The sequence below is a fragment of the Acinetobacter legionensis genome, from assembly GCF_057165765.1.
Genome location: NZ_CM169896.1, coordinates 1,664,752 through 1,690,645 on the forward strand (window position 1 = coordinate 1,664,752; position 25,894 = coordinate 1,690,645).

Here is a 25,894-nt window from a genome sequence, read left to right on the forward strand (position 1 = left end):
AAGCCTTCCACCATGACAGGAAAAACAGATGTTCAAAAACCGCAATACAATTGAGGTATTTGGAAATTGTGTGTGAATTCTAATCATGATTATCTATAAGCATAGAAACACATGTTGAATGATTCAACATTTTAAAGAAAAGCTAGAAAGCAAAATATGGAACCGCACATCGAGATGATTTGTGCTGAAAATACAAGGATATTGCCATGAAAACATTGGAACAAGCCTATCAAGAATTCGATTATGAAAAACTAATCAATGAGCAACTGGTTGGCAACCCACAGTCAATCAATGCCTATATCGAGTGCTGCGAGCGTTTTGTTGGTTTAAATAAAGTGGCTTTGATCTGGGAAGGCAAAAACGGTGAGTCTTCACAATGGACCTTTGAACAACTGGCACAAGCAGCAGGAAAATTAGCCAATTATTTACAATCGGTCGGTTTAAAAACAGGCGATTGTATTGCTGGTTTGTTACCACGTACTCCAGAATTATTGATCACCATATTGGCAACATGGCGTATTGGAGCAATTTATCAGCCCTTATTTACCGCTTTTGAATCAAAAGCGATTGAGCATCGTGTAGCAACGGCCAATACCCAACTGATCATCACCAACATCGAACAACGTCCCAAACTAAACGGGATTGAACTTCCGCATATTCTGACCGTTCATCCACAAGATTTTGCCACAACAAAGCATGCAGATTTTTGGCAAGAACTAGAAAGTCAATCAGCTGAATGTGCACCCGTCATGATGAGTTTTGCAGATAATTTTTTAATGATGTTTACCTCTGGAACAACAGGTTTGGCAAAATCTGTTCCAGTGCCATTAAAAGCAATTTTGGCCTTTAAAGAATATATGCGTCACGCTGTTGATTTACGTGAAGATGATTCATTTTGGAACCTCGCGGATCCAGGTTGGGCATATGGTCTATACTATGGTATAGCGGGCCCATTGGGATTGGGACACAGTATCATCATGGATGAACGAGCATTTAGTGTCGACCATGCTTTGGAAATTATTCAAAAATACCAAGTCAGTAATCTTACAGGTTCACCTACAGCATTTCGTATGTTCTTTGGTTTTAAAGAAAAATTTAATACTTCGATCAAAGATCATTTACGTGCCGTTAGTAGTGCTGGTGAACCTTTAACTCCTGAAGTAATTCATTGGTTTAATCATGACTTAAATGTCAATATTTATGACCAATATGGGCAAACAGAATTAGGTATGGTAATAGGTAACCATCATGCTTTAACACATGCAATAAAAGTCGGCTCAGCAGGTTTTGCTAATCCTGGTCATCGTTTTGCAGTGTTAAATCAAGACAACCAAGAAGTTGAACGAGGTGAGATTGGAACGCTAGCAATTGACTTCTCTCAATCGCCACTCACATGGTTTAAAGGTTATGGTGGGAATAATCGTAAATCCTTTGTTGGTCATTATTACTTAACTGGAGATACGGTCCGTTTGAATGAATTAGGTGGGGTGGATTTTATTGGTCGTGCAGACGATGTCATTACAACTTCAGGTTATCGTGTTGGGCCATTTGATGTTGAAAGTACACTTTTGGAATGTGTCGAAGTTTTAGAATCTGCAGTCATTGGCAAACCTGATCCAGAAAGAACAGAGATCGTAAAAGCTTTTATTGTGCTCAAGCCTCAATTCAAGGGTTGTCAGCAATTGAATGCTAAATTACAAGAATATGTACGTTCACGATTATCTAAGCATTCTTATCCACGAGAAATTGAGTTCGTTGAAAGCTTACCTAAAACATCTAGTGGCAAAATTCAACGTAATTTATTGAAGCAGCAAGAAGTAGCTAAATTACAGCAAATACAATTGCTGGCTTAATATATTTTAAAGTTCCATGCTTTGCACCCGAAAGGGTGCTTTTTTTTATGATCAGCATGAGATCTCGTATTTCTAAGGTTCTTATAACAATTTTAGTCCACTTTGCCAGTAGTATATTTTGTCTAAACTATAAATGGATCAAATAGAATGATTTAAATTCACGATATTGTCATTAATAAAAATTAATCTGCTTTAAATTTCAACAAACGTTAAAAATTATGCAAAATTTAAAACTACATACACTTTGTTTAAGCCTTGCACTATTGGGCTGTTCATTTCCAAGCTATGCACAATTGATGTTTAGCCAATACATTGATGGTACAGTAAATAGAAAAGGCTTAGAAATTTATAATCCAGATGGCAGCACTGTAAATCTTGCAGATTATCAAATTGAACAATATACCAATGGGGCAACGAGTAAAACAGCAACTTACACCTTAGAGGGAAATTTAGCCAGTAAAGCAAAATTTATTATAGGTCGTACCGAATTACAGGCTGAACTTGGCACTAAAGTGAATCAGGTTGCTGGTTTGTCATTTAATGGTGATGATGCCTTGGTCCTTGTTTATAAAGGTACACCTGTAGACCGCTTTGGACGGATTGGGGAGAAACCAGCAAGTGGCGGCTGGGGAACAACAATCACCAGCTATCAAAATAGCCTAAGTAGAATAAAAAATAAAAATGATGTCAGCGCTGTAGATCCAAATAGTGCCTTTGATTTGGACAGTGAGTGGAGCAAATGGTCAGATCGTAATGCATTCAGTAGCTATTTAGGTACTGGTACAACGACACCGCCAATCACTGCAATCAGTTGTAGTACTGCTGATACTGCAATTGCAGATTTACAATCTGCGGCACAAAACCAACAATATGTGGTTCGAGGTGTAATTACTGCGGATTATCGCTATCAAAATGGTTTTTCAGGTTTTTATATTCAAACTCCTGACAGTAAAGCTAAAGAAAATTTAAGCAATGCAATTTTTGTCTATCTCCCTGCTGCAAGCACAATCACTGGCGGTAAAGTGGGTGAAGAAGTGATTCTGAAAGGGCGTTTAACCAATTATGAAAATCAATTGCAAATTGATCAACTGAGCAGCAATATTCAAACTTGTAATAATCAAGCCGCAAGTTTGGTGAGTTCTACTCCGATTCAACTGCCATTTTCAAGTTTAACCGATGCTACAGGCAATGCACCTAAGCGCTATCAAGGCATGTTGGTGAAAATTCCTCAAACCCTAACGGTTAGCGAGAATTATGATTATGGTCGATATGGTCAATTGTCTTTAAGTTTGGGACGCTTATATATCCCAACCAATTTATATCCTGCGAAATCCAATGAAGCGGTTGCTTTAGCAAAACAAAATTTACTGTCTAAGATTATCTTGGATGATGGTTATAATAATCAAAACAGAACACCATGGTTGCCACAAACATTTAATGCGGCAAACACTTTACGTACAGGCTATCAGCTTAAAAATGTTGAAGGGATTTTGGAATACCGTTTCAATGCTTGGCGTATTCAACCGATTCAAAACAAAGCTTTGCCTGAGGTTGTCAAAGACAGTAATCTGCGGAATTCAACCGTCTTGGCAAAAGAGACTAAACAGGTTCGTGTTGCCGCATTTAACGTCTTAAATTATGACAATTCTCCGCTGATTGGTGTTAAACCAGATCGTGGTGCAAACACCGAGACAGAATTTAATCGTCAACATGCCAAAATAGTCAGTGCGATTAAAACCATTGATGCAGATGTTTATGGCTTAATGGAAATTGCCAACAATGGTTATGGCGAAAAAAGTGCTGTGAATTACTTAACCAAAGCTTTAGGTGCAGATTGGAAATATGTCATCCCACCGAATATGGATAAGTTAGGTACTGATGTGATTGCAGTTGCGATTATTTATAATAGCAAACGTGTAAAAGCTGTTGGTAATCCTGTGGTATATGATGATTTGACACAGAAAAACCGAGTCACGATGGCACAAAGCTTCCAAGCGGTAACGGGAGGAAAAACCTTTACTGTTGTACCAAATCACTTAAAGTCTAAAGGTAGTTGTCCTGACGATAAAACTTCACCAGAAGCAAACCAAGGTGATGGTCAAGGCTGTTGGAATCCGACTCGTGTTACTGCAGTACAAAAGTTGATTCAGTGGATTGCAACCAACCCGACCAAAGCTGAAAAACCAAATTATTTATTGGTCGGGGATATGAACAGTTATGCCAAAGAAGATCCAATCTTGGCATTTGAAAATGCGAACTACAAAATATTGCTAAATGATGAAAAAGTAGGGCAAGGTAAATCTGCATATAGCTATGTCTTTGGTGTGGCCAGTGATGCAACCGGGAATGGTGGTGCGGGTAATTTAGATCATGCCATTGCAGATGCAAACTTATACCCAATGGTTAAACGTACTTTTGCATGGCATATCAATGCTGATGAACCAACAGCATTAGACTACAATGAAGAATATAAGACTGAAGAACAAATTTCCGCTTTCTATGCGCCAGATGCTTTCCGTTCTTCTGATCACGATCCGGTTATTGTTGATTTAGATTTAAATGAATCAAGTGGTGCTACAGGCGGGCATAAGAGTAGTGGGGGTAGTACGGGACTGTGGTCTTTGTTTGGACTGATGTTACTTACCGCGACATCAGTATTTGCGCGTTCTAGAAAGAAATCCTAATACGCATATATCCTTTTAAGAGAAACTAGTGGTCTAGTTTCTCTTTTTTTATGCTTTTATAAAACTCAAACTGTATAACATAACAGTTTGTATAATATAGTAATTTTCATCAACTGATTTAAGATGGAATCTCTTCATAGATGAAATGATATTGGTAGAAATACTATTTCATTCATCTAAATCATTCAGTTTTATCTTTCAACGGTACCATGGCTCGGATCACGGTAAAACCATGCTGAGAATGGATTTCAAAACTACCTCCAATTCTTTTTACCCGCACTTGCATACTCTGTAAACCCACATGCAAGCCAGCTTGAACTTGATCTACTTCAAAGCCAATACCATTGTCTTGAATCGTTAAAACGAGCTGTTGTCGCTCGTCTTCAACCAACGAAACTTCGACATCAGTTGCATGGCTATGTTTTACAATATTGGTTAAGGCTTCTTCTGCGACACGAGAAAAGGTTAAACAAACCAATGCAAGAGGTTTATGTTTCCATTTTTCTGCAAAAATCCAAGTTGATTCAATTTCCATTTCTTCGAAAATTTGTATAAAACGATGACGCAATGGCGCAACCCACATCACTGGGCTTTCTGGTATTTTTGCTCCAGCACTACTTCCTGAGTCAATCACTTGGCGTAAGTCATTTCTTAACAATTTAAACATAGAGATCACTTGCTGTTTTTCAATATGTTCACTGTGATCCAATATAATCATCGAGCGAACAATTGAACCACCCAGTCCATCATGTAATTCATGGGACAAGTTTAGACGCTCTTGCAACCGCATATTATCAATTTCGAGTTGGTACTTTTTATCTAAAGATTGTTCTAAATCAAACGTGACTTTTTCAATAGTTTCTTCAAGCGTCTGATTAAATTTTTCAATACGTCCAACATTCTGTGAAATACGATAAGCCAAGATAAACGAGATTGCTAAGCTGGTAATTGGTGCGGCCAATGGCGTCCAATAGAGCGTCTGATCCAGATGATGGATCATGCTATAAAAATCATGAACAATAATAAGTAAATAGATGAGGAAAATAAATGCAAGCAGGAGAATGTCCATCTTTCTACGTTTAAAAGCAATCCACTGAAAAAACAAGCAATTAAAAATAAATACCATGCCAGAATAGAAAAAGACAGAGGACAAGCTACGTTCTAAATAATTGATTGGTGTCAACAGCAATGCCACAATCGCGATTGTAGAGGTCAATAAAAGTAAACGTTCTAAATACGGATAATGGCGATTGGCAAAACGCCAAGCAAATAAACAGAGGCAATAGGTATATCCAACTAAAAATACCAGATTTAAACGTGCTGTTAAGATACTGTCGGTAAAAGGAATAGGAATGGTCGAAATAATATTATAGGCAAACAATACCCATAAAAATGAAGTTAAACCAAACCAGCCAAAGGCTTTTTCTTGGCGTCGAAATAGCCAAATGGTAAAACCTGTAGTTCCCACCACAAACGTAATAATAATATTGATAAAAAATAAAGTTCGCCGTTCAAAAACCAACTGATCCTGTTGATTGGCGATATCTTCGGCTTGACCAAATTTAATTTTTCCTATACCTGAATGTTGTGATGCAACCCCCACAACACGGACTAAAATTTCATTTTGATGGTTTTGAATAGATGTCGCAGGGAGTACCCAATACCTTGGCATATTCCAACTTCTAGACAATGGCTCTACTAAGGATTTGTCTTTCCATAACAGTTCATTATTGCTATAGACAGCTCCTGCAATATTGATTCGTTCAATCAATAAAGCGACAGGTTGATTTTCCTGATCACACTGATATTGCCATTTGATTTTATACCAAGCAGAGCCTGTGTAGTTTTTCCAGCGCGTTTCCCAGTCATCGGGTAGTTTGACTACTTCCCATCCCCGCTGGGGAACTTGTTCCAGATTTGGAAGCGCTTTGACAACTTGTATACTTTGGATTTGAAAATAGCAGACTGCATCTGTTGCATTGGGCTGAGCTGTTAAGAGAGCACCAGCAAAAGCAAAATGTTGTGTCAAACTTAGGATAAGACCGAAAAGCCCGATTAACTTTAGAATTAGTCGAGTAATCCTAAGTTGCGTGCTGTATCGATGGCTTTGGCTCTGTTGCATACCGCAAGTTTCCGATAAATATGTTTAATATGAGATTCAACGGTATAACGGGATAAATTGAGTTGATCTGCAATTTCCTTATTGCTTAAGCCTTGAGAAACTAGTTCTAAAATTCCCAATTCTCTTTTGGATAATACACTGTCCTGATCCATTACCTTCTGAATGGGCGATGTTTTATTTGAATTATTTTTCTCATTAAAATGTAGTTGTTTTAAAATTTTTTGGGCAATAAATGGATCAATAGGGGCCCCACCACGTAAAACACTTTTAATCGAAAGAGAAACTTCCAAGTCATCTCTTTCTTTCAAAACATAGCCTGTTGCACCTGCACTTAGTGCATTGAGGATCGCATCTTCAGTGCTCCATGCAGAGATCACTAAAATCATGATGGTTGGATCATAGTTTTTTAAAATCTCAATAAACTCAATTCCATTTCCATCAGGCAAGCCTAAATCAACCAATGCAAAAGAGGCTGAATGTATACTGAGTTGTTCTTTGGCTTGAGCTAAACTTTGGGCAAAACGTAAATCTGCAATTGAGTATCCTAGATTAATTAATATGTCAGTCAGTCTTTTTTGTATAAGCGGCTCATCTTCTACGATGATGACTGGAACAGGTAAACTTAACTCATTGTTCATGATGTAAAAAACTCGCCCATGTCTATTGGACTTAGTTTTTCAGATATTGATGGCTTTATCTATACCTGATAATAGGTATTTTTAGTATTTAATAAGGGTCTGTTGATATTTCATAAATGGCTTGCGTTGTAGGTTAAAATTGAGCATGAGACGTATACGTCGTAAAGCATGAAGAGAATAGCGAGACTATTTTCAAGTTTCATAACGTAGGCTGAGATAATTTTAACCACAACCCTGAGCAAGAACAAAGCACTGCTTTGTTTGCAGCGCAAGGCGCAGCGGGGGACTAGAGTGTTTTTTGCCGCTACGTCGTTACCTTGCGAAACGATGTTTCTCATCATTTAGAATGACTAAATTTCGTATTTCGCGCCTAGTATCGCCTAAAAAACATTCGTAGTCGCAAACATAGACGAGTTGTCAACAGACCCAAAGTGATTAGGAATGAATATTCAGTTTATTACAATCGCGTATTAACGCACTTACTGAGTATCAAATAATGCCTAAAGTCAATTTATTGAGACCAAGTTAACTTTTTGAGATAAGATTATTGAGACAAGTTAAGTAAATATTCAAATTTTAGTAGATAAAAATCACAATTTAACAGCAAAATATCGGTTATATTCGCTGAATAATGGATTATTTTTATAATGGATGTCGTTTACGATGATTAAATTCCTTAGAAATTTGGCAGTGATACAATGCATTGCGATTACCATTTTGGCTATTGTTCTTTACCTATATTAAATGCTGATCATCACTGCCTTAAGAAAAATAAAGCTGTTTATTTTACCGCACTAAATTGATCAACCAAGTTACGACTTGCTTCATTCATCCCTATAATTTCAACCTGAATGTTATTTTGCAGAAACTTGTTTTGTACCTGATTGAGCATACTGACAGAGGTAATATCCCAAATATGGGCATGGGTTAAATCGATAATGACATGATCAACAGATTCATTAAAATCGAAAAACTGAAAGAATTTTTCTGAACTGCTAAAGAAAATTTGCCCAAAAACTTCATATTTACGGGTCGCGCTGTTCAATAGATGAGACTGGACACGCACTGCATTTTCTAATTTATTGACCAAGAAAAGTGCAGATAAAAGTACACCAATCAACACGCCTAAAGCTAAGTTATGTGTCATCAGTACAATGACCACCACCGCAAGCATCACGCTATTGCTTTGTTTGGGATGTTTTGAAAAATTTTTGACTGAGTCCCAGTTGAATGTAGTAAAAGCCACCATAATCATAATTGCCACAAGTGCAGCCATTGGAATATAAGACAGCCATTCTTTTAAAAAGACCACTAAACACAGTAAAAAAACACCAGCAACCAAGGTCGATAAGCGAGTTCGTGCACCAGAAGACACATTGATAATCGATTGCCCAATCATGGCACAACCTGCCATACCCCCCATAAACCCACTGACCATATTGGCGATGCCTTGCCCACGGCATTCTTTATGACGATCGCCTTCAGTTTGCGTCACTTCATTAACAATTGTAGTTGTCATCATGGTTTCGAGTAAACCCACGGTGGCTAAAGTGATGGCATAAGGAAAAATAATTTTTAAGGTATCCACGTTAAGTGGAATGTCTGGAATCAGAAATAGTGGTAAAGTGTCTGGAAATTTTCCTAAATCACTAACTGTACGCATATCCGCACCCAAAAATAAGGCAACTAAACTTAGTACAATAATGCACACTAAGGGTGAGGGAATGAGTTGACCGATTTTGGGAATATAGGGAAAAAGATAAACCAACCCTAAGCCAAAGGCGACAAATAGATAAGCCGTCAGATCCATACGTTGTAATTCAGGAATCTGTGCCACAAAGATGAGAATGGCCAATGCATTAACAAAACCATAGACGACAGACTGTGAAACAAAACGCATCAGCTTTGCAACTTTAAAATAGCCAGCAAGAATCTGAATAATTCCAGTCAAAATTGTGGTGGCAAATAAATACTGTAAACCGTGATCTTTGACGAGGGTAACCATGAGCAATGCCATCGCGCCTGTGGCTGCGGAAATCATTGCAGTACGTCCACCGAAGAAAGCAATGCTCACTGCAATACAAAATGATGCATACAGACCAACTTGTGGATCTACACCTGCAATTGCAGAAAAAGCAATTGATTCAGGAATAAGTGCTAAGCCCACGACCATTCCAGCAAGTACATCTGTACGAATATTGGAAAACCATTCCGCTTTTTTTAGACTAATCACTACAAACCTTTCATCATTCTTTAAAGATGCGTATGTTAAAACATCTCTTAGTGAAAAAGCAGTTAACTTTGACTTGAAAAAGTCTTCATTTTGTTGAATATTCAAGTTATAGCTGATTTTATAAATTTATGCTTTTTGCAATTTTATGTTTTACGACTTGAAATTGTGATCTGAGCCATTTACAACTTAAACAGTCATATAACAAGGATTAGATATGAAATTATATTATTCACCAGGTGCATGTTCTTTAGCGGCCCATATTTTACTCAACGAAATTAATGTTGATTTTGATCTAGAACGTGTTGATTTAAAAACGCATAAAACAGAAAAGGGCGCAGATTATTACGAAATCAATCCAAAAGGCTATGTACCCGCATTAGAAATCAATCCAGGGTTACTTTTAACTGAAAATGTTGCAGTACTGCCTTTTATTGCACAACACGATCCTAAACAAGATTTGATCCCACCATCAGGTTTGGGACGTGCTAAAGTTTTAGAATGGTTGGGTTATTTAAACTCAGAGTTGCATGATGAATATGCTGTCTTCTTTGATCCAGCAATCACTGAAGATGAAAAAGTACGTGGCTATGCAACCATAGATAAGATGTTGAAATATATAGATGACTATCTTGCCGAGTCTGAATACGATTATTTGGTTAATGACCGCTTTGGTCCTGCTGATGCGTACTTGTTTGTACTGACAAATTGGTCGAATTCAATTCATCATGATCTAACTCCATTTACCAATATTGTGGCATTACGTAATAAAGTTGCTGAACGTCAATCTGTACAGATTGCAATGCGTGATGAAGGTTTAATTCCTTAAGTATAGTGGAATAGAGCTACAAAGCACCTACGGGTGCTTTTTTATTGAATTGATTAAAGTGAAATGGGCAGAAGCAGAAAGAATTAGATATTTATTGTTGATTTTTAATCAATAATGTTTTGTTTATTTTTGCGTTTTTTGGAATAAAAATAAGCTCTATAGTTGCGCCATAAATCAAACGTATTGGCAAAACATAGGTAAACAATGAGTAATATCTTAATCGTAAATGGTGCAAAACAGTTTGCACATTCAAAGGGTGAATTAAACGATACTCTGACTGACTTGGGTAAAGCAGTACTTACCGATTTGGGGCATAGTGTAAAGGTGACACGTACTGATGCAAATTACGATGCTCAAGAAGAAGTGGAGAAATATCTCTGGGCTGATGTAGTGATCTATCAAATGCCAGGTTGGTGGATGGGTGCACCGTGGACCATGAAAAAATATATTGATGATGTTTTTACCACTGGTCATGGCCGTTTATATGCCAATGATGGTCGTAGCCGTTCTAATACTGCCAAGAAATATGGTTCAGGTGGTTTAATTCAGGGGAAAAAATATATGTTGTCATTAACTTGGAATGCACCCTTGCAAGCGTTTGATGATCCTGAGCAATTTTTCCATGGTGCTGGTGTAGATGGTGTTTATTTACCTTTTCATAAAGCCAATCAATTTTTAGGGATGGAAAGCTTAGAAACATTTATTGTCAATGATGTGATTAAAGCACCGCAAATTGCGCAATATGAACAAGCATATCGCCAGCATTTGCAGCAGCTTTTTGCTTAAATTAATTGGTATTTTGAATATCTCATTTAAAAATTTAAGGAGTTTAAAATGTTGACCATTGTGGCTGAAATCCGCGCATATCCAAATGGATTACACAAAGATAAAATTATCCAAGCATTTAAGAAAATCACCCCAACAGTATTACAAGAGCAAGGTTGTCATGGCTATCAGTTATTGGTTGACGCTGATGTTGATGTAAGTTATCAAATCAAGGATTGTGATTTGATTGTGATGCTTGAAAAGTGGGAAAGTATTGAGCTTCTCAATGCACACTTGCAAACTGAGCATATGCAAGCTTATCAACTTGAAGTAAAAGAGCATGTTGCTGATGTTAAAATCCGTATTTTAAACAATGGATTTTAAAATTTATACATTGCTGGATAGATTAAAAATATATAAATCAAAATGTCGAGCTTGATTATTGAATCTAATACTAAAGTCAACCCAGCCGAGTTGGAGCGAAGTAGTTTAGTTTACTTTTGTGGGGGAGTGTTGGCCTTATTGCTTTTGTATGGAAGATACAGAGTATCTTCCATACATTCTTCCCCAGCTTTATGAATCGTTGGTAGATGTGAAAAGTGTTCTATTCAAATTCACCGTAGTCTTTAAAATTAATCTGCTCAAGTTTAAGTGAATAACTGTTCTTTAATTTAGACCAAGAAACTTGCTTAGCTTGATCCTGATTTTCAAACGCACTACCTCCCGTAGTATTTTTAATTTTACCTGTTAGAAAATTGATACTTTTCGCACTGGTTTCACCAGAAGCGCGATGGAAGTAATCTGTATCGTAACCAATTAGTTTAAAAGACTGGTTTTGATAACGAAAAGTAAAAGCGTTGTTATAGACAGACCATGAACCGCAACTGAGCCAATAATGTAAATTAATTTTAACTAATCCATTTTTGATGTTGAGTGGATCGCTTTCACCTAAAGGGTCAGTAAGACAGGGTGATTCTTGATCTCCCTCAGTAGGAAGCAAGGAATTACTTGCAATAAGACGATAGCCTTGAGGGCCTTTAAATAAAATTAATAACTTTCGATTGTTTAAATTCAGCTGAGGATTACCTAATCCCTCATTTGTCACAATATTTTTTGGATCTGTATTTTCAATAATTAAAGCAAGATCCGCTTGTTGATCACCATTTAAATCACCTTGTGCTTTACTCAGTACTTTCCAGTTTTTGGGGACAAATGATTGATAGTCAGCTTTGGTATTGGTGTCTGCCCAAACCAAAGCTGAGCATATTGTTAATGTACAAAATAAAAGTAACCCAGTTTTGTTTTTCATTATTTTTCTCCAATAAATTTAACGCTAAAGTTATGAATAAATTCTTCACTATCCCAAGGGATATTTTCCAAAGTATAGCCTGTCGAAGTTCTCAGTGTTTTCCAAACAATTTTGGCTGGCGTTTCAACTTGTGCAAAGATATTTGGAGTTGTGGTTACTTTGGCTTTGTTGCTTAGAAAGTTAAGGCTGGTTTCTTTTAGTTTGCCACTAATTTTATCTAAATCATAAACATCAAATCCAATGAGGTGGAATTGATTGTTCTTCAGTTTAAACCCATAGGTATACATCAAGCCATATGTATTGCTACAAGATGACATGGTATTGAATAACACATCTAAGCGTTGATTTTCTATCGTCAACGTAGAATCATCTAAAGCATCTTCGATACAGAGTTCTTCTGAACGATAGGTCCAGTTAGAAATTTGCCGACTTAGCTTGAGTTGTAATTGTTGATCTTTTCGAAACAGCACTAATAGCTTTCGATTGTGCTGGTTTTTATTTTTGGGTTGAATGATGATAGCAATATCCTGTCTACCATCCTGATTCAAATCACCCTCTGCTTGAGCAAGAATTTCCCAATTATTTGGAATAAATTTTTGTAATGAGTTGGAAGGTTGATTTGCAAAACTTAGCGATGAATAAGCGATCAGGAGAAGGGTGGTATTTATTATTTTAGTCATGATCTCTCTCAATGAATGTATCAAGATATTTTGAGCCTAAAAGTACTTCGGAAAATCCTTTTAGGCAATTCAAACTATTATTTAAAGAAATAACCTGTTTCAGGTGAGCTTGCATTTGCCATACGTTTACGTGGCATACGACCCGCCAAATACGCTTCACGTCCAGCTTCAACCGCTTTCTTCATTGCTGATGCCATTAAAACTGGATGCTGTGCAGCGGCAATCGCGGTATTCATGAGTACACCATCGCAACCTAGTTCCATTGCAATTGCGGCATCGCTCGCAGTACCTACACCAGCATCAACCAAAACTGGCACTTTGGCATTTTCTTTAATAATTGAAATAGTATGTGGATTTAAAATGCCTAGACCAGAACCAATCAAGCTACCTAAAGGCATAATCGCAACACAACCCATGCTTTCGAGTTCTTGGGCGACAATAGGGTCATCTGATGTATACACCATCACTTCGAAGCCATCTTCAATCAATGTGCGAGCAGCATCAAGTGTTGCTGTTATATTGGGATAAAGGGTTTTCTCATCACCTAATACTTCCAATTTGACCAAGTTATGACCATCTAAAAGTTCACGTGCAAGCATACAAGTACGTACTGCGCTATTGGCATCAAAACAACCGGCTGTGTTTGGTAAAATGGTATATTTTTCAGGAGGAAGTATCGACAGTAAGTTGGGTTGATCTGGATTCTGCCCAATATTTACTCGGCGAATCGCAACAGTCACAATTTCAGCGCCACTGGCTTGAATTGCTAAATCAGTTTCTTGCATATCTTTGTATTTACCCGTACCAACAAGAAGGCGTGATTGAAAAGTACGAGAACCGATAATAAGAGGGGAGTTTTCAGTAGGAAAATCTAGCATGGGAGAGCTCCAAATTAGCCGCCACCGACAGCGTGAATGATTTCAATACGGTCTTTTTCAGTAATAGGGGTAAGTTCAAGTTTACTTTTTGAAATGATCATTTCATTCATTTCTACGGCAAAGCGTTTACCTTCGAGTGAAAGTTCCTGAACCAGTTGTAAAAGATTTTGGCAAGCGGTTTCTTGAGGCTCACCATTTAAGAAAATTTGCATATACATTCCATTCGATTGCGCAAATTGTGAGGTCTAAAATCAAAATAAATTTATTTAGCGTATTTCAATGCGTTCCATGCAAGAACTAGCCAACCTGCAATCATGAGTGCTCCACCAATGGGTGTAATTGCACCTAAACCTCGTGGTAAACCTAGTGCCATGACATAAAGCGAACCGCAGAAAAATAAAATACCGATTTGGATGAGTAAGAAGCTAGCTTTGATTGGAAGTGGTGGAATGACTTTACCGAGAATCGCCAATGCCAATAGACCTAGTGCATGGTAGAAAAAATAATCGGTTGCTGTTTGCCACCATACCAACTGAGCTTCAGTTGCATGAGCTTTTAAACCATGTGCGCCAAATGCACCTAAGATTACTGCAAGCGCTAAATTCAGTGCTGAAATTGCAATCCACATAAGCCAGTCATCTGCATTAATTTGCGCATAACATTAACACAATTTCAAAGCGGGATTAAAGGCAAAATCTATTAAGAATAAAGATTTGACAAAAATATCTGGCAAAATAAAAGGGCATGTCGCCCTTTTATTGAAAATTTAAATTTTATCTTGTATGTAGACAGTTTTGAAGATTTAGTTGGATGACATGGCAACTTTAATTTTGTCCATAGCATTTTTTTCTAACTGACGAATACGTTCAGCAGATACATTGTACTCTGCAGCCAGTTCATGCAAGGTCGATTTATCATCATCTAACCAACGGCGCTGTAAGATGTTGCGTGAGCGATCATCTAACTGTTCCATGGCATTATGCAAAGCTGATGTACTTTGTTCTTCGTAATCTTCTTCTTCGACTAAACGGGCAGGATCATAGCGGTTATCTTCAAGATAAAGTGCTGGTGCAACATGGGTTGAGCCTTCGTCATCGTCATCGCCTTGAGCTTCAAATGCAGCATCATAAGCAGTTAAACGACCTTCCATTTCCAAGACTTGTTCAGGTGTTACATTTAAGTCGTTGGCAATCGATTTTGCTTCTTCAAGTGTGAGTTTTTTACTCGATTTTTTTAGGCTACGTAAATTAAAAAACAATTTACGTTGCGCTTTGGTGGTCGCAATTTTGACAATACGCCAATTGCGAATCACATATTCATGAATTTCAGCCTTAATCCAGTGCACAGCAAAAGACACCAAACGTACACCCATATTCGGGTCAAAGCGTTTGACTGCTTTCATTAAACCGAGATTACCTTCTTGAATTAAATCACCTTGTGGCAAACCATAGCCCGCATAACTGCGCGCAATATGCACCACAAAACGTAAGTGAGACATCACTAACATTTTCGCAGCATCTAAATCTTGATCGTAAAAATAGCGATCAGCTAACTCTTTTTCTTGTTCAGCTGTCAAGATTGGAATCTGATTTACGGTGCTGATATAAGCACCTAAGTTAACACCTGGTGCAGATAAGGACAGGGGCATCAACTGATTGCTGCTGTCACTCATGGGTTCTCCTTATAGGAATTTCGTTGTATAGCTAATGTATTCATCTTAATTCGAATATTGTACATAAGTAAGGAAATTTGGGTATCGAAATGTAAAAATATATGCAAATTTGCAAAAAATAATTTGAATCGAAAATAATTAAGATTCAATTAAGTAATGAAATTCATGCTCTGATCGTTTAGTCAATTGGCAAGTTATCTTATTGATCTCGCAATAACGAGTAATGTCAATTTCGCTGTGCGGATCAGAGGACATTAAGAGAAATATTTGATTAGGCAATGCTCTTTTTAGTTCACGTTTTAACATTAATAGAGGCATTGGGCAGGGTTTGCCCATACAATTTATTTCAATAGGTGTCTGACCTAAAGTTTCATTCATTTTTTGGCAAGATAACAATAGGGTGATGGAACGCATATTTTACCAAGTTTATTGAAACACCCCAACAAAAATTGGAAGATTCTTCAACAAATAAAAAATAATCGTGAAGCTGTTTAAAAAACACGCTTGATATCGAAAATAATTATCAAAAAAAATTCTATTAATTGTCATAAACCCATGTTAAGCTCGTTGCGTATTTAGGATTTATCAGAAACAATTCTTGTTTTGAAACCCTATTACAAGATGGATGTAACCGGGATTTTGTTAATAGTTTTACAGAATGATTACAAGCTTTGAAATTAGAAAATATTTTAAAACTTTGTTTGCTCTGCTGTTTGCAACACCGGGTGGTCCCTTTTTCTTAATAACTGAGGATTAACTTATGACAGCTCGTGAACAAGGCGTAGTTAAATGGTTCAACGACACTAAAGGCTTCGGCTTTATCCAACGCGCAGGCGGTGATGACGTATTCGTTCATTTCCGTGCTATCCAAGGTGACGGTCATCGTTCACTTCGTGACGGTCAACGCGTTGAATTCAGTGTTGTGCAAGGTCAAAAAGGTTTTCAAGCTGAAGAAGTTCAGCCTTTAGACTAATCTTAAATTTTTAAAATTTAAGTGGCGCTCCAATTTCTTATAAATTGGGGCGTTTTTTGTTTATAATGGGCGCAATTAAAAGTGTCTACAGTTAGAGCTCGTATTTATGTCATCAGGTTTCGAAACCCTTAATTTACATCCGCAACTTAAACAAGCGATTGATGCTTTAGGGTTTAAAGAAATGACCCCAATTCAGCAAAAAGTATTGAAATATACTTTAGCAGGTCATGATGCAATTGGTCGTGCTCAAACCGGCACAGGTAAAACAGCAGCATTTTTAGTCAGTATTATTAATGATTTGCTCACAAACCCAATTCAAGAACAACGTTTCCGGGGCGAGCCACGTGCATTGATTCTTGCGCCAACACGTGAACTGGCAATTCAAATTGAAAATGATGCAAAAGATTTGGTCAAATATACCAATCTAAATGTCGTGACTTTGGTTGGTGGTGTAGATTTTGATAAACAAAGAAAGCAATTGGATCAAGGTTTTGTCGATATTTTAGTAGCAACCCCAGGTCGTTTAATCGATTTCACCGAACAAAAAGAAGTTTGGTTAGATCAAATTGAATTTTTAGTGATTGATGAAGCTGACCGTTTATTAGATATGGGCTTTATTCCATCAGTTAAAAGGATTGTGCGTTTTTCTCCACGTAAAGAACAGCGTCAAACGTTAATGTTCTCGGCAACATTTAGCTATGATGTTCTCAATCTTGCACAACAATGGTTATGTGAGCCAGTTACAGTAGAAATTGAGCCTGAAAAGAAAACCAATGCTGATGTGGAACAACGTGTATATGTGGTCGAAAAGAAAGATAAATATCGATTATTACGTGAAATTTTGGCAGATGAACCCATTGAAAAAGTGATGATCTTTGCCAATCGGCGTGATCAAGTTCGTAAACTTTATGACCATTTAAAAGCTGATGGTTATAAGGTGGTGATGCTATCTGGTGAAATAGCGCAAGATAAACGTTTGAAAATGTTGGATCAATTTAAAAATGGTCAACATAATATTATGATCGCAACAGATGTTGCGGGTCGTGGTATCCATGTTGATGGCGTATCTCATGTGGTGAATTTCACTTTACCTGAACAGTCAGATGATTATGTACATCGTATTGGGCGTACAGGTCGTGCAGGTACGCAGGGTGTGAGTATTAGTTTCTTATCTGAAGATGATGCATTTAATTTACCGACTATTGAGAAAGCGATTGGACAAAAATTGCCTTTAACTCGACTAGAAGGTTATTGCTAGGTTTTTTGTTTCTTTATCGGATTGTGCGTAAAAAACCCACTTATTTAAAGTGGGTTTTTTAATGGCTATTTTTAATTTAGAAGACTAAACGGATTAACTTGCTTTACAGCTAAAGGTCAGAGTTGTTTGATAGTCAGTATCTTTTTCAATACCGTAATTTTTGCCCATCACTGAACCTAATACGCCTGCTGCTGCAGTGATCATTTTTCCAGTTTGTTCATCGACTACACCTTTTAAGCTGCCATGGTATTCAGTTTTTTCATCAACCAAGACGGGCGCACCTTTTTTACCACAAGCCTTGTTTGCTGCAGTAATGGCATTGTTTTTTGCCGTAATTTGATCTTTACCTAAGCCAGTAACTTCATACTGGTTATCTGCTTTTTGAATCGCTAAAGTTTGTGTTGGATTTGATGCACATGCTGTGAAGAGTAATGCTGAACTAGCAAGTAAAGTGATCGTTGTTAATTTATTCATATTGATTCTCAAATTCCTGTACTAAAAATTAAAAAGATAGTGCTTTTAAATTAGTTATAATTTGAGCATAGAATGTGGGCTAAATATTGAGAAACATGTATAAATTTTGCAGTTTTTTTTGAGTTTATTGATGATTTGGCTTTATTTTTAAAGCCACAGGGTATTGAAGGCATTTTTTTTGTGAGCAATCATGATCATTGATAACCTAACAATAAGTTGTATGCATTATTGATAGATGCTAAGTAAATTTTGTTGGAGATAGCTTAATGATTTTAGATTATGCTAATCTTGAAACAAGTGAAATTAACTAGATAATAGATAGGTCAATGTCAGATTTAAATTTCAAAGCAGTACATGACAATATTCATCAACGTCAATCAGTCGGTCATTTGGTTGAACCAGCACCTTCACACGAACAACTGAATATTGCATTTAAAGCCGCTTTAACAGCACCCGATCATCATCGTTTAAAGCCAACACAATTTATTGTAGTGGATGTTGAACAACGTGAAGCATTTGGCGCATTACTGGCACAATCTATTGCTGACTTAGGTGAATTAGATCCAGCCCAAGTTGAACGAGTAAAACTTCATCCTTTTAGAGCACCTATTTTAGTACTTGCTGTGACTAAATTCCAAGACCACCCTAAAGTGCCTTTTTTTGAACAAACGCTGAGTTCAGGGGCAGCAATTGAAAACTTTTTATTGTCGATGCAGGCACAAGGTTTCGCAACAATGTGGCGGAGTGGGGCTGTTGTTGAATCTAAATTATTAAAATCAGCATTGGGTTTAGCTGAGCGAGATTTGATTTCAGGCATTATTTATGTTGGCACAGCGGCAAAAGCGATTGCCTCGCGTGCAGAGGTTGAAACAACACAATATGTTCATTTTTGGCAAGCTTGAGTCAAAAAAATATTGATATTTTCAGATTGAAAAAATCATTGGGTTATTAGGATAAGCATTTTAGGATAACAATAAATGTCGGATTTACAATTTAAAGATTTAGTTGAACCTATTGTATTGGGTCAGAAAACAGCATTACGAGTGACTGTACTGGGTGGCGGTAGTTTTGGTACTGCAATGGCAAATACAGCAGTACGTAATGGTTGCGACACCATGATCTGGATTCGTGATGAAAGTATAGCTGCCGAAATTAATGCAACCCATGTAAATAAACGCTATTTACCTGATTTTCAATTGGAGACGGGCTTACGTGCTGAGTCAAATCTAGAAGATGCAGTGCGTGATCGCGATATTATTCTGGTCGCAATTCCAAGTCATTCTTTTCGTGATGTTTTACGTCAAATTAAACCTTTTATCAGTGCGCAAGCCGTTGTTTCATTAACCAAAGGGATTGAAGCAAAAACCTTTAGTTTTATGAGTGACATCATTCGTGAGGAGCTTCCTGAAGTTCCTTATGGTGTTCTTTCAGGGCCAAATTTAGCCAAAGAAATTGTTGCAGGACAACCTGCGGGTACAGTGATTGCCAGTGATAGTGAGTTAGTACGTTATGCCGTACAACAAGCACTGCATAGTGCCTTGTTTCGAGTATTTGGCAGTGACGATGTGCATGGTGTCGAATTGGGGGGGGCACTTAAAAATATTTATGCTGTTGCAATGGGAATGGCGGCAGCTTATAAAGTCGGTGAAAATACCAAGAGTATGATTTTAACCCGTGCCTTGGCTGAAATGAGCCGCTTTGCAGTTAAGTTGGGTGCAAATCCTTTAACCTTCTTAGGCTTGTCTGGTGTTGGTGATCTTTTTGCGACCTGTAATAGCCCGTTGAGCCGAAATTATCAAGTTGGTTTTGCCTTGGGTTCTGGAAAGACACTGGAACAAGCAACATCTGAACTGGGTCAAACCGCTGAAGGGATCAATACCATTGTACAAGTCAATGCACGTGCAAAGGAGTTGGATGTCTATATGCCAATTACAACTGCGTTGTATGAGGTTATTTTTGACGGTGCACCACCACTCAATATTGCTGTTTCTTTAATGAAGAATGGGCATCGTAGTGATGTAGAGTTTGTCCTTCCACATAACGAAGTTTAATGGCATGTTGTTAGGACAATATTTCAAGCTTTAGAGATGGATTTGTAACAAAGCCTCGTTATAATCAGTGCAATATTTAAAAGGAAATCTTATGCAACTGACTTTGGTGCGTCATGGTGAAGCAGCTCCACCCGTCAATGGGGTGGACAGTAAACGACCTTTAACACAACGCGGGCATTTACAAGCAGAACAAACGGCTAATTTTTTAAAACAAAACGTACAGCCTGATGTATTTGTTGTAAGTACTTTATTGAGAGCACAAGAAACATTGGCGCACATACAGACTTACTTCCCAGATGTATCAGTATTAGTCTGTGATAAAATAAAGCCAGATGATGATGCAAAATTAGCAATCGAGTGGTTGTCACAATTGCCATTTGAACGTATTGTTGTGGTATGTCATATGAATGTTGTTGCACATATTGCTGAACAGTTGACACATGAACATTTTAATCCTTTTGCCTTGGCAGAGGCTCGTATCTATGAGCAAACTGTGATTGCAAATGGTCTATCTACACAAGATAAAGCCTTTATTCCAACTGTATAAAAGCATTGTTAAAAGAACTTAACGGCAGAAAACGATAAATGTTGTACTTATGGATGCCTGAAGCCAATGGGGTTTGGCAGTGGTCTCGAGGAAGTGATTGGACTAAATCTTCGACCCTAGAACAATTAATACAAGATATTAAACTTTACCAAGGTGAAGAAGCTGTGGTTTTCTTCCCCAGTCGTGAAGTGCAAATTCTTCAACAGAAATTTAGTAAAACTCAATATAAACAATTGGGTGTAGATGGTGTCAAATATTTATTAGAAGAATATGTGATTTTGCCGATTGATCAGATGAAAGTGTTTTCATACTTTCAACAACCGGATCAGGTTTCAATATTGGGGATTCATCAATATGCTGTCACAACAATGCAGCATTCCTTGTCATTGATTCCGTTAAAAATCGTATCTTTATTACCTGACTTTTTGATGCTGCCCGCACCAGAAGCTGGACAGACGATTTTGGCCAATATCAATGGGCAATTATTGGTTCGAGAAGGTGAGTTTCTTGGTAATTCGATTGATGATATCAGTGTATATTTAGATTTTGCTGATCGAGAAAAAAATTATCTATATAGTGGATTGACAGATGAGCAAGCGGTCAGCTTATTTGCCATTGCTACAGCGGATCAACGTGAGCCTTTTGATTATCAATTTAGTGAAATCAAAAAAACTAAACAACATCCTTATAATGTATTGCCAAAAGCCAAGCAAGCCAATCAAGGTGTTTCTCGTTATTGGCAAGCCTGTGCAGTATTGGTGGTTGTGTTGATCATTGCGCAATTGAGTTATGATGCTTTGCGTTGGATTAAACTAAAGAAAGTTGCGGATCAAACTGCTTTAATTGCAGTGGATCAGTACAAAAAGTGGTTTCCAAATGAGCAACGGATTACAGAAGAGTCTGTAGAGCGTCAGTTTAAAAATAAATTAGCACTTAGTCAGAGTGCCAATACGCAAGCTTTACAATTACTCAGCCGTGTTGGGCCTATTCTGATGCAACATCAGATCATTGCCAGTCGTGTGAATTATGATACAGCTGTGTTAAATATGGATCTGGTGGCGAAAAATGCTGAAGGCTTACAGACCTTGGTAACGCAACTGAATCAACAGGGCTTTAAAGCGGAATTAGGTAATGTTCAGACGCAAGGTGCATCTGTCGTTGGTTTGGTGAAGATACAATAATGAAAACAATGGAAAATGTGCAAAATCGACTGGATATATGGTCTGAGAAAATCGCAGATAATTTAGAAAAAATATCACCACGTGAACGTGTCATGGTTATTTTCACTACGATTTTTGTCATTGTGGCAATTGTGGGTGCGGCATTGTGGTACACCCATAAAGCTGCCGAAAAACAGCAAGCACGTTTAAATCAGATGAAAGATCTTGTGGTTTGGATGCAAAGTAATGTGGTGACTATGAAGCCTGCAGATGACTTGGCTTTAACCACCGCAGATAAAATTCAACGTGTAGCACAACAACAAGGGCTTTCGGTTGCCTCGCAGCAAGTGGGTGAGCAATTTCAGATTATTGCACAACATCAAAACTATGCCGTTTTAGCAAACTTTTTAACCCAAATTGCCCAAATGGGTGTAAGTTTGGAAAAGATGGAGTTAGCCAAAGAAGGTGGGCAGATTAAATTAACAGCGACGGTACAGTAGTAGCGAAAATAAACACAGTTCAAGCATAGCCTTTTCAACATACTGTGCCTATAATATGGCAACTTAAAAAGCAGTAGACTTTTGTAGCTATGATGTATTCACTTGCTCGCCCTTTGTTGTTTTCTTTAGCACCAGAGCGTGCACATGAACTCACATTATCCATGCTTAAATCTGCCCATAGAATGGGGGCGATTCGTCAAACTGTTGCTGCCAAACCAGTCACTTGCATGGGAATTGAGTTTCCAAATCCAGTTGGCCTAGCAGCAGGACTAGATAAAAATGGCGCTTATATCGATGCCTTAGCGGGTTTAGGATTTGGTTTTATTGAAATTGGAACCATTACGCCTAAACCACAAGAGGGCAATCCCAAGCCACGCCTTTTCCGTATTCCCCAAGCCAAAGCAATTATTAACCGTATGGGGTTTAATAATGATGGTGTGGATCAATTGGTTGAGAATGTTAAAGCCGCAAAATTTAAAGGCATTCTTGGTATCAATATTGGTAAAAATGCCACAACACCAGTTGAAGATGCAGTTTCTGATTATTTAGTTTGTCTTGAAAAAGTTTATAACTACGCATCTTATATTACTGTTAATATCTCATCTCCAAACACCAAGAATTTACGTTCTTTACAAAGTGGCCATGCCCTCACTGAACTTTTGGAAACACTGAAAAAACGTCAGTTAGAGTTGGCAGAAGAATTGCAACACTATGTTCCTTTAGTGTTGAAAGTTGCACCAGATCTAGAATCTTCAGATATTGAATTTATTGCATCACAATTGTTGCAGTTTAAAATTGATGGATTGATTGTGACCAATACAACATTATCCCGTGAGGGGGTTGAAGGTTTACCATTTGGTGATGAAGCGGGTGGTTTATCCGGTGCGCCAGTATTTGAAAAGAGCACGGCATGTTTAGCGGCTTTTTCAAAAATTTTGCAGGGGAAAATTCCTTTAATCGGTGTTGGTGGAATTTTATCTGGTGAACAAGCTGTTGCAAAACAACAAGCCGGCGCAAGCTTAGTCCAAATTTATAGTGGTATGATCTATACAGGTCCTATACTCATTAAAGACTGTGTTGACGCTATGATTTAAAATATGAATACCTTAGACATTATTATTCTGATTCTATTGCTCATTGGAGGGCTAAACGGTTTGCGACAAGGATTCGTGAAAGCCTTTGCGAACTTGATAGGATGGATATTTGCACTGATTGTCGGTGCCAAATATGCCAATATCATCGCACCTTCAATGTCTGCACTCAGTCAGGATCCTGTGGTGCAGAAGATTGCTGCATTTGCTTTTATTGTCTTGGTCATTATTGTTTTAACATGGATTGTCACTGCTTTACTTAATCAGATTTTAAAAACTTTAAAACTCGGTCCATTAAATCGTTTAGCTGGAAGTGCTTTGGGTGCCTTGAAAGGTTTGTTCATCGTCCTCATTACTATGCAAGGTTTAGGGCCGTGGGTTGAAAGTTCTCCAACTTGGAAACAATCCAAATTCATTCAGACGCTTTTACCATTTGCACCTTTGGCATCTGAAATCTCTAAAGATGCTGCAAATGAAGCATTACATCATATACATTCAGAAGATCGTTCCGATGATGCTTCTGTAACGAAGACTGATCGATCATCGGATATTCAAAACGATGAAAAATCAGCACATTCGACAAAGAATCCGTTTTATTAGTCCTAGCTGGTCTGCGAGGTAGTTATGTGTGGAGTCGTTGGTATAGCAGGTAAAGCACCTGTAAACCAAATGTTATTTGATGCGTTGACGATGTTACAACATCGTGGGCAAGATGCGGCTGGGATTGTGACTTGTCATAATGGACGTCTTTTTCTAAGAAAAGATAATGGTATGGTACGTGATGTATTTCATACTCGCCACATGCGCGCGTTACTCGGTAACTATGGTATTGGTCACGTGCGTTATCCAACTGCTGGTTCTTCAAGTAGTGCAGAAGCGCAGCCTTTCTATGTAAACTCACCGTATGGGATTACTTTGGCTCATAATGGTAACTTAACCAATGCAGCTGATATTCACGATGACTTATTCAAAACTGACTTACGTCATATGAATACGGACTCAGACTCAGAAGTATTGTTGAACGTTTTTGCTCATGAATTGCAAAAATGTGCATCATTAACGCCAATGCCTGATGATATTTTTCATACGGTTAAACGTGTGCATGAGCGTTGTAAAGGTGCTTATGGCGTCGTTGCAATGATCACAGGGCATGGCATTGTTGGTTTTCGTGATCCGAATGGTATTCGTCCACTTATTTATGGTTCACGTTTAACTGAAAATGGTGAAACAGAATATATCATCGCATCGGAATCTGTTGCAATAACAGCATTAGGATTTAAGGTAGAGCGTGATATTGAGCCTGGTGAAGCGATCTTTATCAATTCAAAAGGTGAATTCTTTTCACAACAGTGTGCTGCAAATTCGCGCTACCGCCCATGTATTTTTGAATACGTTTATTTTGCGCGTCCAGACGCAATAATTGATGGTATTTCGGTATATAAAGCACGTTTGAAAATGGGTGAAACCCTTGCGAAGAAAATTCTTCATGAATGGGGTGATATGCATGACATCGACGTGGTGATTCCAATTCCAGATACAAGTCGTACTTCTGCTTTAGAGTTGGCGAATATGCTGGGTGTGAAATTCCGTGAAGGTTTCATGAAAAACCGTTATATTGGCCGTACCTTTATTATGCCGGGCCAACAACAACGTACCAAATCCGTACGTCAAAAACTCAACCCTGTAGAGCTTGAGTTTAAAGGTAAGAACGTTTTGTTAGTTGATGATTCGATTGTACGTGGTACGACTTGTAATGAAATCATTCAAATGGCACGTGATGCTGGTGCAAAAAAAGTCTATTTTGCCTCTGCTGCACCTATGGTGAAATATCCAAATGTGTATGGTATTGATATGCCAGCAAAAGCAGAATTGATTGCTTCACATCGTAGTGTCGAAGAAATACAGGGAATCATTGGCGCCGATCGTTTAATCTTTCAAGACTTGGATGATCTAAAAGCTGCAGTAAGAACCAGTAAGGTTCCTGTAGTGCAAGAGTTTGATTGTTCAGTGTTTGATGGTGTTTATGTGACAGGTGATATTGATGAACAATATTTAACTGATCTGGAGCAAAGTCGTAGTGATACTGCTAAAAAAGAGAAAGATGGTTATATTGATGTCAATATCGATGCTGCATCTGTTGATTTGAGTGGTATCAAAGAAGAAATGTAATCAACTTTGAT

General features: G+C 37.8%; 26 protein-coding genes. 15 read left to right on the top strand and 11 right to left on the bottom strand.

Annotation, left to right across the window (positions count from 1 at the left end; all coding sequences use genetic code 11):
* Positions 1-206: 206 nt before the first annotated feature.
* Positions 207-1,853 (top strand): AMP-binding protein, encoded by a 1,647-nt coding sequence (locus AC2G3J_RS07525; protein ID WP_419359573.1) that lies wholly within the window; start codon positions 207-209, stop codon positions 1,851-1,853.
* A 218-nt stretch (positions 1,854-2,071) separates the two neighbouring features.
* Positions 2,072-4,537 carry an ExeM/NucH family extracellular endonuclease gene (locus AC2G3J_RS07530; protein WP_483770896.1) on the top strand — a complete coding sequence of 822 codons (2,466 nt, stop codon included), beginning with the start codon at positions 2,072-2,074 and terminating at the stop codon, positions 4,535-4,537.
* A gap of 181 nt (positions 4,538-4,718) precedes the next feature.
* On the opposite strand, the gene AC2G3J_RS07535 is transcribed toward AC2G3J_RS07530, so the two are convergent.
* The 3 genes from AC2G3J_RS07535 to AC2G3J_RS07545 form a co-directional block, all read right to left on the bottom strand.
* The gene (locus tag AC2G3J_RS07535; protein ID WP_483770897.1) at positions 4,719-6,659 is read right to left on the bottom strand and encodes a sensor histidine kinase; all 1,941 of its coding nucleotides are present in this window, start codon (positions 6,657-6,659) and stop codon (positions 4,719-4,721) included.
* A complete protein-coding gene (locus AC2G3J_RS07540; protein ID WP_419820282.1) occupies positions 6,605-7,297 on the bottom strand; it encodes a LuxR C-terminal-related transcriptional regulator in 693 nt (230 codons plus the stop codon). Before AC2G3J_RS07540 ends, AC2G3J_RS07535 begins: the two co-directional genes overlap by 55 nt.
* A gap of 781 nt (positions 7,298-8,078) precedes the next feature.
* Positions 8,079-9,530 (bottom strand): SulP family inorganic anion transporter, encoded by a 1,452-nt coding sequence (locus AC2G3J_RS07545; RefSeq protein WP_483770898.1) that lies wholly within the window; start codon positions 9,528-9,530, stop codon positions 8,079-8,081.
* Positions 9,531-9,744: 214 nt separating this feature from the next.
* Here AC2G3J_RS07545 and AC2G3J_RS07550 point away from each other — a divergent pair, with 214 nt between their 5' ends.
* The 3 genes from AC2G3J_RS07550 to AC2G3J_RS07560 all read left to right on the top strand — a co-directional run bounded on the left by AC2G3J_RS07550 (position 9,745) and on the right by AC2G3J_RS07560 (position 11,505).
* A complete protein-coding gene (locus AC2G3J_RS07550; RefSeq protein ID WP_004719407.1) occupies positions 9,745-10,356 on the top strand; it encodes a glutathione binding-like protein in 612 nt (203 codons plus the stop codon).
* A 204-nt stretch (positions 10,357-10,560) separates the two neighbouring features.
* Complete coding sequence (locus AC2G3J_RS07555) at positions 10,561-11,142, top strand: NAD(P)H-dependent oxidoreductase (RefSeq protein ID WP_336954267.1); 582 nt, start codon at positions 10,561-10,563, stop codon at positions 11,140-11,142.
* Positions 11,143-11,190: 48 nt separating this feature from the next.
* Positions 11,191-11,505 carry a putative quinol monooxygenase gene (locus tag AC2G3J_RS07560; RefSeq protein WP_419820284.1) on the top strand — a complete coding sequence of 105 codons (315 nt, stop codon included), beginning with the start codon at positions 11,191-11,193 and terminating at the stop codon, positions 11,503-11,505.
* A gap of 220 nt (positions 11,506-11,725) precedes the next feature.
* Here AC2G3J_RS07560 and AC2G3J_RS07565 read toward each other — a convergent pair whose 3' ends face one another.
* The 7 genes from AC2G3J_RS07565 to AC2G3J_RS07595 form a co-directional block, all read right to left on the bottom strand.
* Entirely contained in the window at positions 11,726-12,430 is a 705-nt protein-coding gene (locus AC2G3J_RS07565) for a hypothetical protein (protein ID WP_336954265.1), read from the bottom strand.
* The gene (locus AC2G3J_RS07570) at positions 12,430-13,110 is read right to left on the bottom strand and encodes a hypothetical protein (RefSeq protein ID WP_336954264.1); all 681 of its coding nucleotides are present in this window, start codon (positions 13,108-13,110) and stop codon (positions 12,430-12,432) included. Before AC2G3J_RS07570 ends, AC2G3J_RS07565 begins: the two co-directional genes overlap by 1 nt.
* A 77-nt stretch (positions 13,111-13,187) precedes the next feature.
* Positions 13,188-13,988: a thiazole synthase gene (locus AC2G3J_RS07575; RefSeq protein WP_336954263.1), complete on the bottom strand. Its 801-nt coding sequence runs from the start codon at positions 13,986-13,988 to the stop codon at positions 13,188-13,190.
* A gap of 14 nt (positions 13,989-14,002) precedes the next feature.
* Positions 14,003-14,200 carry a sulfur carrier protein ThiS gene (thiS, locus tag AC2G3J_RS07580; RefSeq protein ID WP_336954262.1) on the bottom strand — a complete coding sequence of 66 codons (198 nt, stop codon included), beginning with the start codon at positions 14,198-14,200 and terminating at the stop codon, positions 14,003-14,005.
* A 50-nt stretch (positions 14,201-14,250) separates the two neighbouring features.
* A complete protein-coding gene (locus AC2G3J_RS07585) occupies positions 14,251-14,616 on the bottom strand; it encodes a DUF423 domain-containing protein (protein WP_483770899.1) in 366 nt (121 codons plus the stop codon).
* A gap of 174 nt (positions 14,617-14,790) precedes the next feature.
* Positions 14,791-15,660 (bottom strand): RNA polymerase sigma factor RpoH, encoded by an 870-nt coding sequence (rpoH, locus tag AC2G3J_RS07590; RefSeq protein WP_336954260.1) that lies wholly within the window; start codon positions 15,658-15,660, stop codon positions 14,791-14,793.
* 138 nt (positions 15,661-15,798) lie between these two features.
* A complete protein-coding gene (locus AC2G3J_RS07595) occupies positions 15,799-16,038 on the bottom strand; it encodes a sulfurtransferase TusA family protein (RefSeq protein ID WP_419327820.1) in 240 nt (79 codons plus the stop codon).
* 382 nt (positions 16,039-16,420) lie between these two features.
* Here AC2G3J_RS07595 and AC2G3J_RS07600 point away from each other — a divergent pair, with 382 nt between their 5' ends.
* The gene (locus AC2G3J_RS07600) at positions 16,421-16,633 is read left to right on the top strand and encodes a cold-shock protein (protein ID WP_004822370.1); all 213 of its coding nucleotides are present in this window, start codon (positions 16,421-16,423) and stop codon (positions 16,631-16,633) included.
* 106 nt (positions 16,634-16,739) lie between these two features.
* Complete coding sequence (rhlB, locus tag AC2G3J_RS07605) at positions 16,740-17,891, top strand: ATP-dependent RNA helicase RhlB (protein ID WP_336954259.1); 1,152 nt, start codon at positions 16,740-16,742, stop codon at positions 17,889-17,891.
* Positions 17,892-17,984: 93 nt separating this feature from the next.
* Here rhlB and AC2G3J_RS07610 read toward each other — a convergent pair whose 3' ends face one another.
* Positions 17,985-18,365: a hypothetical protein gene (locus AC2G3J_RS07610; protein WP_004719430.1), complete on the bottom strand. Its 381-nt coding sequence runs from the start codon at positions 18,363-18,365 to the stop codon at positions 17,985-17,987.
* 326 nt (positions 18,366-18,691) lie between these two features.
* Here AC2G3J_RS07610 and AC2G3J_RS07615 point away from each other — a divergent pair, with 326 nt between their 5' ends.
* The 8 genes from AC2G3J_RS07615 to purF all read left to right on the top strand — a co-directional run bounded on the left by AC2G3J_RS07615 (position 18,692) and on the right by purF (position 25,883).
* A complete protein-coding gene (locus AC2G3J_RS07615; protein WP_336954258.1) occupies positions 18,692-19,267 on the top strand; it encodes a nitroreductase family protein in 576 nt (191 codons plus the stop codon).
* 75 nt (positions 19,268-19,342) lie between these two features.
* A complete protein-coding gene (locus AC2G3J_RS07620; RefSeq protein ID WP_336954256.1) occupies positions 19,343-20,416 on the top strand; it encodes an NAD(P)H-dependent glycerol-3-phosphate dehydrogenase in 1,074 nt (357 codons plus the stop codon).
* A 91-nt stretch (positions 20,417-20,507) separates the two neighbouring features.
* Positions 20,508-20,963 (top strand): SixA phosphatase family protein, encoded by a 456-nt coding sequence (locus tag AC2G3J_RS07625; protein ID WP_336954255.1) that lies wholly within the window; start codon positions 20,508-20,510, stop codon positions 20,961-20,963.
* 38 nt (positions 20,964-21,001) lie between these two features.
* A complete protein-coding gene (gene gspL / locus AC2G3J_RS07630; RefSeq protein ID WP_336954254.1) occupies positions 21,002-22,144 on the top strand; it encodes a type II secretion system protein GspL in 1,143 nt (380 codons plus the stop codon).
* A complete protein-coding gene (gene gspM, locus AC2G3J_RS07635) occupies positions 22,144-22,623 on the top strand; it encodes a type II secretion system protein M (RefSeq protein ID WP_419820286.1) in 480 nt (159 codons plus the stop codon). The genes gspL and gspM overlap by 1 nt, the downstream gene beginning before the upstream one ends.
* 89 nt (positions 22,624-22,712) lie before the next feature.
* Positions 22,713-23,717: a quinone-dependent dihydroorotate dehydrogenase gene (locus tag AC2G3J_RS07640; protein ID WP_483770900.1), complete on the top strand. Its 1,005-nt coding sequence runs from the start codon at positions 22,713-22,715 to the stop codon at positions 23,715-23,717.
* Between the two features lie 3 nt (positions 23,718-23,720).
* On the top strand, positions 23,721-24,314 hold the full coding sequence (locus tag AC2G3J_RS07645; RefSeq protein ID WP_336954249.1) for a CvpA family protein: 594 nt from the start codon (positions 23,721-23,723) through the stop codon (positions 24,312-24,314).
* Between the two features lie 24 nt (positions 24,315-24,338).
* Positions 24,339-25,883, top strand: a complete 1,545-nt coding sequence (gene purF / locus AC2G3J_RS07650) for an amidophosphoribosyltransferase (RefSeq protein ID WP_336954248.1) — start codon at positions 24,339-24,341, stop codon at positions 25,881-25,883.
* The last annotated feature ends 11 nt before the right edge of the window (positions 25,884-25,894 follow it).

Excerpts from the sequence above, each read along its gene's own strand:
- AC2G3J_RS07525 (WP_419359573.1), top strand. The coding sequence starts at position 207 with ATGAAAACATTGGAACAAGCCTATCAAGAATTCGATTATGAAAAACTA.
- AC2G3J_RS07530 (WP_483770896.1), top strand. The coding sequence starts at position 2,072 with ATGCAAAATTTAAAACTACATACACTTTGTTTAAGCCTTGCACTATTG.
- AC2G3J_RS07535 (WP_483770897.1), bottom strand. The coding sequence starts at position 6,659 with ATGCAACAGAGCCAAAGCCATCGATACAGCACGCAACTTAGGATTACT.
- AC2G3J_RS07540 (WP_419820282.1), bottom strand. The coding sequence starts at position 7,297 with ATGAACAATGAGTTAAGTTTACCTGTTCCAGTCATCATCGTAGAAGAT.
- AC2G3J_RS07550 (WP_004719407.1), top strand. The coding sequence starts at position 9,745 with ATGAAATTATATTATTCACCAGGTGCATGTTCTTTAGCGGCCCATATT.
- AC2G3J_RS07555 (WP_336954267.1), top strand. The coding sequence starts at position 10,561 with ATGAGTAATATCTTAATCGTAAATGGTGCAAAACAGTTTGCACATTCA.
- AC2G3J_RS07560 (WP_419820284.1), top strand. The coding sequence starts at position 11,191 with ATGTTGACCATTGTGGCTGAAATCCGCGCATATCCAAATGGATTACAC.
- AC2G3J_RS07565 (WP_336954265.1), bottom strand. The coding sequence starts at position 12,430 with ATGAAAAACAAAACTGGGTTACTTTTATTTTGTACATTAACAATATGC.
- AC2G3J_RS07570 (WP_336954264.1), bottom strand. The coding sequence starts at position 13,110 with ATGACTAAAATAATAAATACCACCCTTCTCCTGATCGCTTATTCATCG.
- AC2G3J_RS07575 (WP_336954263.1), bottom strand. The coding sequence starts at position 13,988 with ATGCTAGATTTTCCTACTGAAAACTCCCCTCTTATTATCGGTTCTCGT.
- thiS (WP_336954262.1), bottom strand. The coding sequence starts at position 14,200 with ATGCAAATTTTCTTAAATGGTGAGCCTCAAGAAACCGCTTGCCAAAAT.
- AC2G3J_RS07585 (WP_483770899.1), bottom strand. The coding sequence starts at position 14,616 with ATGTGGATTGCAATTTCAGCACTGAATTTAGCGCTTGCAGTAATCTTA.
- rpoH (WP_336954260.1), bottom strand. The coding sequence starts at position 15,660 with ATGAGTGACAGCAGCAATCAGTTGATGCCCCTGTCCTTATCTGCACCA.
- AC2G3J_RS07595 (WP_419327820.1), bottom strand. The coding sequence starts at position 16,038 with ATGAATGAAACTTTAGGTCAGACACCTATTGAAATAAATTGTATGGGC.
- AC2G3J_RS07600 (WP_004822370.1), top strand. The coding sequence starts at position 16,421 with ATGACAGCTCGTGAACAAGGCGTAGTTAAATGGTTCAACGACACTAAA.
- rhlB (WP_336954259.1), top strand. The coding sequence starts at position 16,740 with ATGTCATCAGGTTTCGAAACCCTTAATTTACATCCGCAACTTAAACAA.
- AC2G3J_RS07610 (WP_004719430.1), bottom strand. The coding sequence starts at position 18,365 with ATGAATAAATTAACAACGATCACTTTACTTGCTAGTTCAGCATTACTC.
- AC2G3J_RS07615 (WP_336954258.1), top strand. The coding sequence starts at position 18,692 with ATGTCAGATTTAAATTTCAAAGCAGTACATGACAATATTCATCAACGT.
- AC2G3J_RS07620 (WP_336954256.1), top strand. The coding sequence starts at position 19,343 with ATGTCGGATTTACAATTTAAAGATTTAGTTGAACCTATTGTATTGGGT.
- AC2G3J_RS07625 (WP_336954255.1), top strand. The coding sequence starts at position 20,508 with ATGCAACTGACTTTGGTGCGTCATGGTGAAGCAGCTCCACCCGTCAAT.
- gspL (WP_336954254.1), top strand. The coding sequence starts at position 21,002 with ATGTTGTACTTATGGATGCCTGAAGCCAATGGGGTTTGGCAGTGGTCT.
- gspM (WP_419820286.1), top strand. The coding sequence starts at position 22,144 with ATGAAAACAATGGAAAATGTGCAAAATCGACTGGATATATGGTCTGAG.
- AC2G3J_RS07640 (WP_483770900.1), top strand. The coding sequence starts at position 22,713 with ATGATGTATTCACTTGCTCGCCCTTTGTTGTTTTCTTTAGCACCAGAG.
- AC2G3J_RS07645 (WP_336954249.1), top strand. The coding sequence starts at position 23,721 with ATGAATACCTTAGACATTATTATTCTGATTCTATTGCTCATTGGAGGG.
- purF (WP_336954248.1), top strand. The coding sequence starts at position 24,339 with ATGTGTGGAGTCGTTGGTATAGCAGGTAAAGCACCTGTAAACCAAATG.